13 protein-coding genes are annotated in these 13550 nt (G+C 55.9%); 4 read left to right on the top strand and 9 right to left on the bottom strand.

All coding sequences use genetic code 11. The features are described 5' to 3' along the window. The first annotated feature begins 86 nt into the window (after positions 1 to 86). Positions 87 to 890, top strand: coding sequence for an inositol-1-monophosphatase (gene suhB / locus ACMWLG_RS12190; protein ID WP_023308828.1), 804 nt, complete (start codon positions 87 to 89; stop codon positions 888 to 890). Positions 891 to 949: 59 nt separating this feature from the next. On the opposite strand, the gene ACMWLG_RS12195 is transcribed toward suhB, so the two are convergent. Beyond that, entirely contained in the window at positions 950 to 1930 is a 981-nt protein-coding gene (locus tag ACMWLG_RS12195; RefSeq protein WP_045620567.1) for a nickel/cobalt transporter, read from the bottom strand. Continuing rightward, positions 1921 to 2559, bottom strand: a complete 639-nt coding sequence (locus tag ACMWLG_RS12200) for a DUF1007 family protein (protein WP_045399603.1) — start codon at positions 2557 to 2559, stop codon at positions 1921 to 1923. Before ACMWLG_RS12200 ends, ACMWLG_RS12195 begins: the two co-directional genes overlap by 10 nt. 125 nt (positions 2560 to 2684) lie before the next feature. Here ACMWLG_RS12200 and csiE point away from each other — a divergent pair, with 125 nt between their 5' ends. Continuing rightward, positions 2685 to 3962 carry a stationary phase inducible protein CsiE gene (csiE, locus tag ACMWLG_RS12205; RefSeq protein WP_045399600.1) on the top strand — a complete coding sequence of 426 codons (1278 nt, stop codon included), beginning with the start codon at positions 2685 to 2687 and terminating at the stop codon, positions 3960 to 3962. Here csiE and ACMWLG_RS12210 read toward each other — a convergent pair. Continuing rightward, entirely contained in the window at positions 3957 to 5102 is a 1146-nt protein-coding gene (locus tag ACMWLG_RS12210; protein ID WP_045399597.1) for a 3-phenylpropionate MFS transporter, read from the bottom strand. The two genes, csiE and ACMWLG_RS12210, sit on opposite strands and share 6 nt — an antisense overlap. Positions 5103 to 5218: 116 nt before the next feature. Then, positions 5219 to 5710: a DUF2569 domain-containing protein gene (locus tag ACMWLG_RS12215; RefSeq protein WP_045399594.1), complete on the bottom strand. Its 492-nt coding sequence runs from the start codon at positions 5708 to 5710 to the stop codon at positions 5219 to 5221. Between the two features lie 149 nt (positions 5711 to 5859). Here ACMWLG_RS12215 and ACMWLG_RS12220 point away from each other — a divergent pair, with 149 nt between their 5' ends. Further along, a complete protein-coding gene (locus ACMWLG_RS12220) occupies positions 5860 to 6282 on the top strand; it encodes a DoxX family protein (protein ID WP_032667909.1) in 423 nt (140 codons plus the stop codon). 53 nt (positions 6283 to 6335) lie between these two features. On the opposite strand, the gene glyA is transcribed toward ACMWLG_RS12220, so the two are convergent. Next, the gene (glyA, locus tag ACMWLG_RS12225) at positions 6336 to 7589 is read right to left on the bottom strand and encodes a serine hydroxymethyltransferase (protein ID WP_008502165.1); all 1254 of its coding nucleotides are present in this window, start codon (positions 7587 to 7589) and stop codon (positions 6336 to 6338) included. Positions 7590 to 7893: 304 nt separating this feature from the next. Here glyA and hmpA point away from each other — a divergent pair, with 304 nt between their 5' ends. Next, entirely contained in the window at positions 7894 to 9084 is a 1191-nt protein-coding gene (gene hmpA / locus ACMWLG_RS12230; protein WP_023308834.1) for an NO-inducible flavohemoprotein, read from the top strand. 79 nt (positions 9085 to 9163) lie between these two features. Here hmpA and glnB read toward each other — a convergent pair whose 3' ends face one another. The 4 genes from glnB to qseE form a co-directional block, all read right to left on the bottom strand. Then, positions 9164 to 9502, bottom strand: coding sequence for a nitrogen regulatory protein P-II (glnB, locus tag ACMWLG_RS12235; RefSeq protein WP_003860685.1), 339 nt, complete (start codon positions 9500 to 9502; stop codon positions 9164 to 9166). A 65-nt stretch (positions 9503 to 9567) separates the two neighbouring features. Then, positions 9568 to 10905, bottom strand: a complete 1338-nt coding sequence (gene glrR / locus ACMWLG_RS12240) for a two-component system response regulator GlrR (protein ID WP_023308835.1) — start codon at positions 10903 to 10905, stop codon at positions 9568 to 9570. Beyond that, complete coding sequence (gene qseG, locus ACMWLG_RS12245) at positions 10892 to 11629, bottom strand: two-component system QseEF-associated lipoprotein QseG (protein ID WP_023308836.1); 738 nt, start codon at positions 11627 to 11629, stop codon at positions 10892 to 10894. Before qseG ends, glrR begins: the two co-directional genes overlap by 14 nt. A gap of 1 nt (position 11630) precedes the next feature. Next, positions 11631 to 13058, bottom strand: coding sequence for a two component system sensor histidine kinase QseE/GlrK (qseE, locus tag ACMWLG_RS12250; protein WP_045399592.1), 1428 nt, complete (start codon positions 13056 to 13058; stop codon positions 11631 to 11633). Positions 13059 to 13550 lie beyond the last annotated feature (492 nt).

The raw sequence follows: 13550 nt of genomic DNA on the forward strand, positions 1-13550 counted from the left end.
TTATCATAAACGGGAGACATAATCCGATCCCACTGCTATACTCTGCGCCGATTTTCCTGTTCTTTAACATCCAGTGAGAGAGACCGATGCATCCGATGCTGACCATCGCCGTGCGCGCAGCGCGCAAGGCGGGTAATGTAATTGCCAAACACTACGAAACGCCAGACTCCGTAGAAACCAGCCAGAAAGGCAGCAATGATTTCGTGACTAACGTCGATAAAGCCGCAGAAGCGATTATTATCGAAACGATCCGCAAATCTTACCCGCAGCACACCATCATCACCGAAGAAAGCGGTGAACATGAAGGTACCGATCAGGATGTTCAATGGGTTATCGATCCACTGGATGGCACCACCAACTTTGTTAAACGCCTGCCACACTTCTCTGTGTCTATCGCAGTACGCATTAAAGGCCGTACTGAAGTCGCCGTTGTTTACGATCCAATGCGTAATGAACTGTTCACCGCTACCCGCGGTCAGGGCGCACAGCTGAACGGCTACCGTCTGCGCTGCAGCAACGCACGCGATCTGGACGGCACCATCCTGGCGACCGGTTTCCCGTTCAAGGCGAAACAGCACGCGACCACCTATATGAATATCCTGGGCAAACTGTTTACCGAATGCGCTGACTTCCGCCGCACCGGTTCTGCCGCGCTGGATCTGGCCTACGTGGCGACCGGCCGCGTTGACGGTTACTTCGAGCTGTCTCTGAAGCCGTGGGACTTTGCTGCGGGCGAGCTGATCGCACGTGAAGCAGGCGCCATCGTGTGTGATTTCACCGGCGGCCATAACTATATGTCTACCGGTAACGTCGTTGCGGGTAATCCACGCGTTGTTAAAGCCATGCTGGCAAACATGCGTGATGAACTGAGCGATGCGCTGAAGCGTTAATCCAGTTAGTTAAGCCCGGTGGCGCTACGCTTACCGGGCCTACAAAATCCCTCAGTACGCTAGAAAGGCCGCAATCCCCTTCCCACCGGCACCGCGCTCATCCACATCGTCACCGCCGCCACCAGCAGAATCACTCCGCCCGCCAGCGCAAGCGTTGTCCACCCTACCTGCCGCCACAGCACCGGCGTTTTATTGCCGCTGAGTCTGACCGCCAGCTGACGGAAGCTGTGAACCAGCAGCGCTAAAGACGAAATGGTGAGAGACGTTCCTGCCGCCATCGCCAGCGCAGAGAGCATTCCCCAGCCAAACACGCCAATCACCTTACTGAACAGCAGCACCATGATGGCCCCCGAGCACGGACGCATCCCCATCGAGAGAACAATCATCAACCTCGCGCGCCAGTCGTCGCCGTTCTGTAATTGTTCCTGCGTGGGTAAATGCTGATGTCCGCAGCCGCAGTGTTCATCATGAACGTGGTGCGGCGTAAAGGCTTTGAATATCGGTTTTTGCAGCAGCACGCGCAGCTTTTTCAGCGCCCGCCAACAGAGGATCACCCCCAGCACGCCAACCAGCGCGTAGCTCCCCTTCTCCAGCCAGAAACTGCTCATGTGCAGCTGGCGCGCGGGAAGCTGCAACAGCGAAAGCACGACAACGACGAGCGCAATCGCCACGCTGCCCTGAAGCAGCGAGGAGGCCAGCGTCAGCCCGATACTCGATTTCAGCTTCGACGGATGGGTGGCGAGCCAGGTCGCGATCACGATTTTGCCGTGCCCCGGCCCCAGCGCGTGCAGAACGCCATAGATAAAGCTGAACGCCAGCAGGGATCCGCCCGCTTTGGTCGGGTTCTCCGCCACCGCCTTCAGCAGGCCGCTCATCTGCTGGTTGACCTCACGCTGCCAGACGATGCTTTTCATCATGACCTGCGGCCAGGTCTGCCATAGCCAGAGCGAACCGCAAACGGCTAGCAGGAGAAAGAGCGCCAGCGGCCAGAGGTGCAGCCAGCGGCGCGGTTTACGAACCGGAGAAGAGATCACTGACATTGTAACGTCACCTCCTGCGCGAACTGTTTACCCAACTCCATGTCCTCAGGGGGTGCATCTTCTTTATCAAGCGAGATCGCAAAGTTCAGCGTCTCTTCGCTGGGTTTCGGGGTGTGCACGCCAATTTTGCAGTTTTTTTGCAGAGCGTCCGGCAGCCGTACGTCGCCGTCTTTGTCATAGCGCATGTCGACATAGTAGGTAGGATCAAAGGTAGAAAAGCGGTACGTTTGCCCCGCCAGCGGCTGCGGATGCGCCAGCGGAAGCACAAACGTCAGCACCGCCTGATGCCCGTCACGCGTCATACCGTATTCCGTTGGCCGGTTCAGAAATTTGACCTTCTGCCCGTTGTGCCAGAATTCTGTGAAGTAGTGCTGGCCGAGCACGTTAGCCATCACTTCCGCCGCCAGCTTTTTCCAGATTTCATCGCCAGGCTTAGCGTTTCCCGCATCATAGAGCAGATCGGCCGAGGTGATTTCATCCATCGTCCAGCGCATCTTCAGGCCGCTCAGCTGCGTGCCGTCGGTAACCAGCTCGGTCTGGAGGTCAATAAAACTGTGAGGATGTGCGCTGGCGGTGAAGCTGATAACCGCCAAAAATAACGCCATCGCACTTTGTTTAACTGTTTGCATCAATTCCTCACGTCAAAAATTCTGTGATGTTCCCCAGCAATCCTGAGTGAAAGGCCTGCCGGCGCGCTTTTCAGCGCTCATCCTTTAGCTATTCTTATCAAACATTCACACTGGATACCCGACAGATGATGACGACGCTTGAAATTCCATCTGTGCTTTCCAGTTCGCAGCGCCGCTGCCAGGTGCTTTTGATGCTTTACCTGCCCGATGCTGCCGTCACCGCACAGAGCATAATTGCTGCCAACGGGGTGGACGACGCGATGGCACGGCAAGATATAGCCGAGACGCGCGATGAAATCCAGCGCTATCACCGGCTGGACATCGTCACGCACCACGACGGCAGCTACCGGATTGAAGGCACAGCCCTGAATCAGCGTTTATGCCTGCTGCACTGGCTGCGCCGGGCGCTGCGGCTTTGCCCGCAGTTTGTCTCGCACCAGTTTACCCCCGCATTAAAAACCGCGCTTAAACAACACGGCATTGCGCGGCCGCTTTACGATGATGCGAACCTGCGGGCGCTGATCGGCTTCTGCTCCCGCAAGCTGCAGCGCCAGTTTGAATGCCGCGACGTCCAGTTTTTACAGCTCTATCTGCAATACTGTCTTATTCAGCACCAGCTCGGGAATACGCCGCAGTTTTCTCACGTTCAGCGCAGCTGGACCCAGTCGAGAGGGGAGTATTTTACGGCCCAGGAGATCGTGCGTCACTGGAGACGTCGCGTGCCGCAGGGTGCGCACGGGGATGAACAGCTGTTTCTGGCCCTGCTGTTTATGATGCTCCGCACGCCCGATCCGGTGCTCGATAAACACCAGCAGGATCAGCGCTTGCGTCGGGCCATCGTGCGCATGGTCGCTCGTTTTCGCGCGCAGACCGGGATGAACTTCAGCGATGAGCAAGGGCTGACCGATCAGCTGTATATCCATCTGGCTCAGGCGCTGGACCGCTCGCTGTTTGAGATCGGCATCGACAATAGCCTGCCGGAGGAGATCCATCGCCTTTATCCCCGGCTGTTACGCACCACAAAGGAAGCGCTGTTTGAGCTGGAAGCGGAGTTTGGGCTGCGTTTTTCAGATGAAGAGATGAGTCTTGTCGCGGTGATTTTCGGTGCCTGGCTGATGCAGGAGACCGATCTGCACGAAAAACAGGTGATCCTGCTGACGGGAGACGATAAAGCCAGCGAGGATCTGATTGAACAGCAGCTTCGCGAGCTGACGCTGCTGCCGCTCAACATTCGCTATCTGACGCTGCAGGCTTTTCAGAAAGAGGGGGCACCGCGCGAAGCCGCGCTGGTTATCACCCCCTACCCTACCGTCCTGCCGCTGTTCTCGCCGCCGCTGATACATGCCGTTGAGACATTGAACGCGCAGCAGCAAGAACATATTCGCGCCATGCTGGAATCATAGCGAGGCGCGAGCGGCCACTTTAGGACGAACAACGATGGCGGGTAAGGCGACCATCGCCATCACCCAGAAGACCCCATGCCCCAGATGCTGGTAGAGGAACCCCGCAAAGACCGTCATGATCGCGATACTGCCCCCCATCGCGACCGCCGAATAGACGGCCTGCAGGCGAATAACGTCTCCGCCCTCGCGCGCTGCGATATAGCGCATGGCCGCCAGATGGCACACGGTAAAGGTGCCGCAGTGAAGGATTTGCGCCACTATCAGCCATGGCAGATCGGTCGTCCAGCCCATAATCCCCCAGCGCGCCACGCCGCACACGGCGGAAAGCAGCAGCAGGTCTCGCGCGCCAAAGCGGCGGAACAGCTTCTTGCTCAGGGCGAAGATAATGACTTCGGCCACTACCCCCAGCGACCACAGATAGCCCACTGCGGAAGCTGAGTATCCCGCCCCCTGCCAGTAGATGGCGCTGAAGCCATAGTACGCCGCATGCGCCCCCTGAAGCAGACAGACACACGCCAGAAAACGCCAGCTCTGGGCCACCAGGCTCCGCCAGGCGGGCCAGCCTGCGCTCTCCTGATGGCGGCTTTCCCCTTGCGGCATCACCGACGGACGCAGCAGCATGCCCAGCAGCATTGAGGCAATACCGATACTCAGCAGGGCGAGAATGGCGCGGTAATCGTAAAGGCTGACCAGTTTGCCCACCAGCGCGGAACCTATCACAAAGGCAATAGAGCCCCACAGGCGCACGCGGCCATAGTCCATGGTGATCTGCTTTTGCCAGGTGTTCGCCAGGGCATCCGTTAGCGGTACCAGCGGTGAGAAGAACAGGTTAAAGCCGACCATCACCACCATCAGCCAGGCAAACTGGTGGCTGACCCAGAAGCAGGCAACAAAGACCAGCGTCAGCAGAGCAAGAATACGCACGGCCTTGATCAGCAAGGAGGGATCGCTGACGCGCGGGGCAATTAGCAGGCTGCCGAGGAAACGCGCTACCAGCCCGGCCCCCAGCAGGACACCGATAGTCTCAGGAGTCAGGCCGATACCCTTGAGCCAGACGCTCCAGAAGGGCAGAAAAATACCGTAGCTAAAGAAATAGGTGAAATAACTGAGCGCCAGCCAGCGCGTGGAATGCAAGACCATGAATCCCTCCCGAAATCGAGGCCATAGTCTGGCGTTAAATCAAAGCCTGCGCAAGCAACTATTAACAAGTGAATAACACGCACATTTCACAGGGCCATGGCGGCCCTGCGAAACGTCTAGCGTACAAAGACCTGATTAATGCGTTTGGAAACCAGGAAGTAGGGGATCCAGATCGATGCGCCAACAATGGAGGAAAGCGCATTGCGAATATCAGCCGTATCCAGCCTTGCGTCGAAGAGCCAGGCTGGTATGCCCACAAAATAGAGCATAAAGACAACGCCCATTAAATAGTAGGGAATGATGATCTTACGGATACCCGACTTTCTTTTAAAGAAATACCAGCCTGCGGCCGCGGTCAGTGCCACATCAATTATCATTACCGCGATACCCACGGCCCCAAACAGGTTAATTCCCCCTGACTGGAAAAAGTGGAACATCGCCGCAAAGTAATTCCATGCTCCAATAGGCGTCATGATGAGGTTAATCATCAGGCCCGCCGCCGGGAGATAAAGCAGCCCGTTAATTTTCTTTTCGTCTACACGCTCACACTGATTACACAGCCCGGATTCTTTATTTGCCTCTTCTTGCTGACATGATATGCACTGCATAAATTTCCCTTGCCAAAGAAAAGAGACAATTTTACACGAAGTCTGAATTTAACATCACGCGAACGCCTGATTTATGAAGAAAAGCTGAATGGAAGACTATGGATTTGTGTATTAATTTTAGATTGGGTCCCCTGAAAAATGAGCCAGCTATGAACACTCTACGTTATTTAGATTTCGGTCAGTCACGTCACCTGCTGCTGCTGATTGGCCGCATCGCGCTTGTCGTGCTGTTTATTATCTTTGGTTATCCAAAACTGACGGGGTTTAGCGGCACCGTACAATATATGACCTCGCTGGGTGCGCCGATGCCCATGCTGGCGGCCATTATTGCGGTGGTAATGGAAGTGCCTGCCGCTATCCTGATCGTCCTGGGCTTTTTCACCCGTCCTCTCGCGGTACTGTTTGTATTCTATACCCTCGGAACCGCGGTGATTGGGCACCACTACTGGGATATGACAGGTGATGCGGTCGTGCCGAATATGATTAACTTCTATAAGAACGTCAGTATTGCTGGCGCCTTTATTTTGCTGGCGATTGTCGGACCTGGAGCCATTTCCCTCGACCGGCGTTAAGCCATAAAAAAGGCCGCAAGCGCGGCCTTTTTTATTTCTGCCAGGCAGAGGAATTATGCGTAAACCGGGAAGCGTGCGCAGATATCCAGAACTTTACCTTTGACGCGCTCGATAACCGCTTCGTCATTGATGTTGTCCAGAACGTCACACATCCAGCCAGCCAACTCTTTCACTTCCGCTTCTTTAAAGCCGCGGCGAGTTACGGCCGGAGAACCGATACGGATACCGGAGGTCACGAACGGGCTCTTCGGATCGTTTGGCACGCTGTTTTTGTTCACGGTGATGTTGGCGCGGCCCAGGGCTGCGTCAGCTTCTTTACCGGTCAGGTTCTTATCAACCAGATCCAACAGGAACAGGTGGTTTTCAGTACCGCCGGATACCACTTTGTAGCCACGGTTCAGGAACACTTCCACCATCGCTTTGGCATTCTTAGCAACCTGCTGCTGATAAACCTTGAACTCAGGCTCCATCGCTTCTTTCAGCGCGACCGCTTTTGCCGCGATAACGTGCATCAGCGGGCCGCCCTGCGCGCTTGGGAATACAGCGGAGTTCAGTTTTTTGTACAGCTCTTCGTCACCGCCTTTCGCCAGGATCAGGCCACCGCGTGGACCCGCCAGGGTTTTGTGGGTGGTGGTGGTCACAACGTGAGCGTGTGGAACCGGGTTCGGGTAAACGCCAGCGGCAATCAGGCCCGCAACGTGCGCCATGTCGACGAACAGGTAAGCACCGATGCTGTCCGCGATTTCACGCATTTTTGCCCAGTCAACGATACCGGAGTAAGCAGAGAAGCCACCGATGATCATCTTCGGTTTGTGCTCTTTAGCCTGCTTCGCCATGTCTTCGTAGTCAATTTTACCGGACTCATCAATACCGTAAGGGATGATGTTGTACAGTTTGCCGGAGAAGTTAACCGGGGAGCCGTGAGTCAGGTGGCCGCCCTGCGCCAGGTTCATACCCAGAACGGTATCGCCCGGCTGCAGCAGCGCGGTGTAGACCGCGAAGTTAGCCTGAGAGCCAGAGTGCGGCTGCACGTTCGCGTAGTCAGCGCCAAAGAGTTCTTTCGCACGGTCGATAGCCAGCTGCTCAACGATATCAACGTACTCGCAACCGCCGTAATAGCGCTTGCCCGGGTAACCTTCAGCATATTTGTTAGTTAGCTGAGAACCCTGCGCCTGCATGACGCGCGGGCTGGTGTAGTTTTCGGAGGCGATCAGTTCGATGTGCTCTTCCTGACGTACTTTTTCCTGCTCCATAGCCTGCCACAGTTCGGCATCATAATCGGCAATGTTCATTTCACGCTTTAACATCCGCATCTCCTGACTCAGCTAACAAGTAAATTTTGGCCTGAAAAGGCAGTCCTGTTGGACGACGGGCAACAGTATAACTGATTAGTTCTGTGATAACAGGTCTTGACAAACGATTTTACGCAAACGTTTTCCTACCCGCCACGCAAGGGTTTGAGGAATAAAGCTCTCGCTCTTTCCAGCGGATTTCTTTTCAGGTTTGTGATGCATATTTTTCATCTTGCAAAGAACCATTTACAACGCAGGGGTATTTTTTATAAGATGCATTTAAAATACATCATTAAAGTCACATCAGAAGGATGCGCTCATGCTCGACGCTCAAACCATCGCTACCGTTAAAGCCACCATTCCCCTGCTGGTGGAAACCGGCCCTAAACTCACCGCCCATTTCTACGATCGCATGTTCACGCACAACCCGGAGCTCAAGGAAATTTTCAACATGAGCAACCAGCGTAACGGCGATCAGCGCGAAGCGCTTTTCAACGCCATCGCGGCCTACGCCAGCAATATTGAAAACCTGGCGGCACTGCTGCCCGCGGTGGAAAAAATCGCGCAGAAGCACACCAGCTTCCAGATCCAGCCCGAGCAGTACAACATTGTGGGTGGCCACCTGCTGGCAACGCTGGACGAGATGTTCAGCCCGGGCCAGGAGGTGCTGGACGCGTGGGGGAAAGCCTACGGCGTGCTGGCAAACGTGTTTATCAACCGCGAAGCGCAGATCTACAGCGAAAATGCCAGCAAGAACGGCGGCTGGGAAGGCACGCGCGCCTTCCGCATCGTTGAGAAAACGCCGCGCAGCGCGCTGATTACCAGCTTTGAATTTGAGCCAGTGGACGGACAGCCGGTTGCCGATTACCAGCCGGGCCAGTATCTGGGCGTGTGGCTGAAGCCTGAAGGTTTCCCGCATCAGGAGATCCGCCAGTATTCTCTTACCCGCAAGCCAAACGGCAAAGGCTACCGCATTGCGGTGAAGCGTGAGGACGGCGGTCAGGTATCCAACTGGCTTCACAGCGAAGCTAACGTGGGCGACGTGGTTCATCTGGCCGCGCCGGCGGGCGATTTCTTCATGGCCGTTGAAGCGAATACCCCGGTTACGCTGATCTCTGCGGGCGTAGGCCAAACGCCAATGCTGGCGATGCTTGATACGCTGGCGAAAGCCAACCACGGTGCGCAGGTCAACTGGTTCCACGCTGCGGAAAACGGTGACGTGCACGCCTTTGCTGATGAAGTGAAAACGCTCGGGGCGTCCCTGCCGCGCTTCACCGCGCACACCTGGTATCGCCTGCCGACGGATGCAGACCGCGCGGCCGCACGATTTGACAGCGAAGGTCTGATGAATTTAAGCCTGATGGAAGGGGCGTTTAGCGCGCCGGACATGCAGTTCTACGTCTGCGGGCCGGTGGCGTTTATGCAGTATGCCGCGAAGCAGCTGGTGGAGCTGGGTGTGAACAAAGACAACATTCATTATGAATGTTTCGGGCCCCATAAGGTGCTGTAATGAAAAAGCCCCTCGTTCGAGGGGCTTTTTTTTCGCCGGGTGGTTGCACCTTACCCGGCCTACAAAACCGTTGGCATTGTTAAATCGCGGCGTCGTCTTCTTCGCCGGTACGAATACGGATCACGCGCGCCACGTCAAAGACGAAGATTTTACCGTCGCCGATTTTGCCCGTCTGCGCCGTGCGGATAATGGTATCCACGCAGGTATCGACGATATCGTCGCTGACCACGATTTCAATTTTTACTTTCGGCAGAAAGTCGACCATGTACTCTGCGCCACGGTAAAGCTCGGTGTGGCCCTTCTGACGACCAAAACCTTTCACTTCCGTCACGGTCATCCCGGTGATGCCGACTTCCGCCAGCGCTTCACGCACGTCATCCAGTTTGAAAGGTTTAATAATCGCATCAATCTTTTTCATGGTGGGTCCTTAAACTCTTGCCTGTAAGCTGCCTCGTAATCGATTGCTCACAGTACCATACGGCATTACTCTTTAAAATCGTTTGCTTCCAGCTCGTGGCGCGACAGCAGCTTGTAGAACTCGGTGCGGTTGCGTCCGGCCATGCGCGCCGCGTGGGTCACGTTGCCTTTGGTGATCTGCAATAGCTTACGCAGATAGTTCAGCTCAAACTGATTCCGCGCTTCCGCAAACGTCGGCAGGGCCGTGTTTTCCCCTTCCAGCGCCTGCTCCACCAGCGCATCGCTGATCACCGGTGAGGAGGTCAGCGCCACGCACTGCTCAATCACGTTCACCAGCTGGCGCACGTTACCCGGCCAGCCTGCGGCCATCAGCCGCTTCATCGCGTCGGTGGAAAACGCGCGCACGAATGGTTTATGGCGATCGGCCGCCTGGCGCAAAAGATGGTTCGCCAGCAGCGGAATGTCTTCCGCACGCTCCGCCAGCGCCGGGATCTTCAGATTCACCACGTTCAGACGGTAGTAGAGATCTTCGCGAAACTCGTTGCGGGCCATCACTTTTGGCAAGTCGCGGTGGGTAGCGGAAATAATGCGTACGTTAATATCAATGTCGCGATTGCTGCCCAGCGGGCGAACTTTTCGCTCCTGCAATACGCGCAGCAGTTTGACCTGCAGCGGCGCGGGCATGTCGCCAATCTCGTCCAGGAACAGCGTGCCCCCTTCCGCGGCCTGGAACAGCCCTTCCCGGCTGCTCACCGCGCCGGTGAATGCGCCGCGGGCGTGACCAAACAGTTCAGATTCGAGCAGCTGTTCTGGAAGCGCGCCGCAGTTAATGGCGATAAAGGCGTTTTTACTGCGCGGGCTGGCGTTATGGATCGCCTGCGCCAGGATCTCTTTCCCGGTTCCGCTCTGGCCGTTGATGAGCACGCTGACGTCGGACTGCGCCACCATCCGGGCCTGTTCAAGCAGACGCAGCATAATGGGGCTGCGGGTGACGATGGACTCCCGCCACGCTTCATCCCCCGCCGGGGCGGCGTGTTCCAGCGCGCTGTCGATAGCCTTATAAAGCGCGTCTTTGTCCACCGGCTTGGTCAGGAAGCTGAAGACCCCCTGCTGCGTCGCGGCAACCGCATCCGGGATCGACCCGTGCGCCGTCAGGATAATCACGGGCATACCCGGCTGCTGCTTCTGGATCTCCGCGAACAGCTGCAGACCATCCATTTCGTCCATCCGCAGGTCGCTTATCACCAGATCGATTTTCTCGCGGCTGAGGATCTTCAGTCCTTCCAGCCCGCTTTCAGCGGTGACGACGCTGTAGCCTTCGCTCACCAGACGCATCCCCAGCAGCTTTAACAGTCCGGGATCGTCATCCACCAGTAAAAGATGGGCAGGTTTACGGCTCGTCATGCTTCACATCCTCTTGTTTCGGCGTATCGCTGTCCGGTGCAGCGGATGAACTCCCCGGCTGATATTTACGCGACGAGAGCTGCCTTTCGATATCCGTCAGGTTTTCCAGCTTGCGCGTCGTGGTATCCAGCTGCGTACGTAAATGTTGCTGCTGTTGACGCAGCGTATCAAGCTCGCTGTCGGTTGACTGCTGCAGCTTGCTGTAGCGGGAGCGCTCTTCAGAAAGCTGAAGCTGTAATGTCTGTCCATCGCGCCAGAGCTGGTATACCGGGCGTACCTGCACAGGAAGATTGACTACAAACGTGTCCAGCCGGGTGACATTGACGCGGCGTTCAACGGGGGTGATTTTCGCATCTGCGAGTAAAATTCCGCGCTTGAAAGCGTCCTGCCAGGTGTCGTCATCCAGCATCGCCGCCTTCGAGCGGGCGTCTACCGGCGCAAGACGCTGGGCGCAATCTATTCCTCGCAGCCAGAACAGCGGGTTGCTTTCAACGTCATGTCCTGACAGGTTCCAGATGTCGTCGCAGCGGGTTGAGAGGAAATCTGCCAGCTGGTTATCGGGCCATTTATCTTCTTGTTTATCGCTAATTGCACTTTGTGGCGCATGGGAAACACACCCTGCCAGAAATAAACAGGGCAGGCTCAGGCGAAGCGTGTTGCAGGAAAACACCGCGCGTACGGCGCGGAAAAAGACGTGTGACATACTCACCAGACATAGATTCATTTTATTGATTTTTCCGGCTCACGGGCAGTTCGATACGGAAGCAAACGTCTGAACGTTCGTCCGCGGCAATGTTTAGCTCACCCTGCATGCGTCGTATGCAGTCCCGGGCGATGCTCAAGCCCAGCCCGCTTCCTTTAACCGCGCCTTTCCGCTGATGACTCCCCTGGAAAAAGGGTTCGAAGATCATGGTTTTTTCGTCATCGGGGATCGGGGTGCCGGTGTTTGCGACGTCAATAAACACCCGTGAACCATTCGTATTACTTCGGATATAAATGTTACCGGATTCAGTACCATAGTGCACCGCATTGGAGTAAAGATTATCTAGAACGCTCATCAGCAACATGGGTTCAGCCAGGCACGCAGGCGCATTCAGCTCAACGCCGGTATGCATCATTTTAGCTCTTGCTGGCAAGCTGTGGGCGGAGATCACCATATCCACCAGGGGCTCAATTTCAACGTTTTCCAGTACGACCGCCCCGTCAGCCAGCTTGCGGTTGTAATCCAGAAGTTGCTCAATCAGCTTTTGCAGATTGCGGCTGCTGTTATCCAGGATCTCGACAATTTCTTTCTGTTCTGGCGTAAGGGGCCCGGCTACTTCGTCCGCCAGCAGTTCCGTCCCTTCGCGCATGCTGGCCAGCGGCGTTTTAAGCTCATGGGAGATATGGCGCAGGAACTGATGGCGCTGTGATTCGAGCCACGCCAGGCGCTCGGACAGCCAGATAATGCGCTGGCCTACGGATCGCAGCTCGCGGGGACCTTTAAAGGCTACCGTATCCCCGAGCGATTTCCCCTCCCCCAGACGGTTGATCATACGCTGAATGCCCTTCACCGGGCCGATGATCATGCGGGTAAAGAGCAGAACCAGCCCCAGGCTCACCAGGAACAGCACCAGCGCCTGCCAGCCGAAGAACTGGCCACGCTCGGCAATCTCCTGCTGGAGCTGCTGGCCGCGAGAGAAAATCACCGCGCGCGTTGACTGCACCATCTCGGTGTTGGCGCCGGCAAATGCTTCGAGGCGCGCGGCGGCGGCGGCATCCGGGCCGCTGTTGCTGCACTGCAGCTGCGCGAGATCGTTCAAATCCTGACGTAACGCCTGATACAGCTTGTCATCAGGCAAGACCCCCGCGTGAGCGTCCAGCATTTCGCTGTAGCGTTTACGCTGACTCTGATAAACCTTTTCCAGCGTCCGATCGTCAAGCACGCAATACTGACGATAGCTACGCTCCATCTCCAGCGCGGCGTTGGTCATTGCTTCACTGCGTCTGGCGTCGATGAGCGTCGTGCGGTTGGTCAAAGCCGCCTGCGCGCTCAGTGCGTTCAGGCTTTGCCACGCCTGCCAGGCAAGGATCAGCAGCGGCAGCAGGATCAGCAGGAAGGCCATCATGACGAGCTGCCGCAGGGAGCGGGGGAAAACGGGCCAGCGTTTCAACGCATTACTCTCTTTATGGGGATTTACGCAGAGCGTAACTGAGTCTGCCCTTCAGATACAACAAAGCCGGGTAAAAACCCGGCTTTGTCATGGAATGAGGCGGTGCCTAACTCGACGTTTCGCCCTGGCCTGATAAAGCATCGCTATGATCAGTAGTTGGACGGCAGGCACCTTTTTGTGCGTCATTCGAAGTTTATGTAGCGCGTCCCGAAGGGGCTGACATAAGCAGGTGAATGAGCCACTGGTTAATATTATGCAACACCCATGCCAGAATGCAAAACAAAATATTAACAGTTTGAAATATATGAGTTTTACTCGTTTAGCCTGTTAATTATCGGTTGAATGATTTCCAGGCTAAGTGTCGCTGTTAAGCAACACCTTAACGGGAACCTTTACTGCCACATATAAATCAATGAGTTAAATGTCGCCTTTTGGAGACAGTTGGATTACGGGTCTGTCGCGTAATTGCGACACAAATAAAAAAGCCCGGTG

This window comes from Enterobacter sp. 01-M-02-SI-ECC (genome assembly GCF_047530595.1).
GTDB classification, from domain to species: domain Bacteria; phylum Pseudomonadota; class Gammaproteobacteria; order Enterobacterales; family Enterobacteriaceae; genus Enterobacter; species Enterobacter cloacae_M.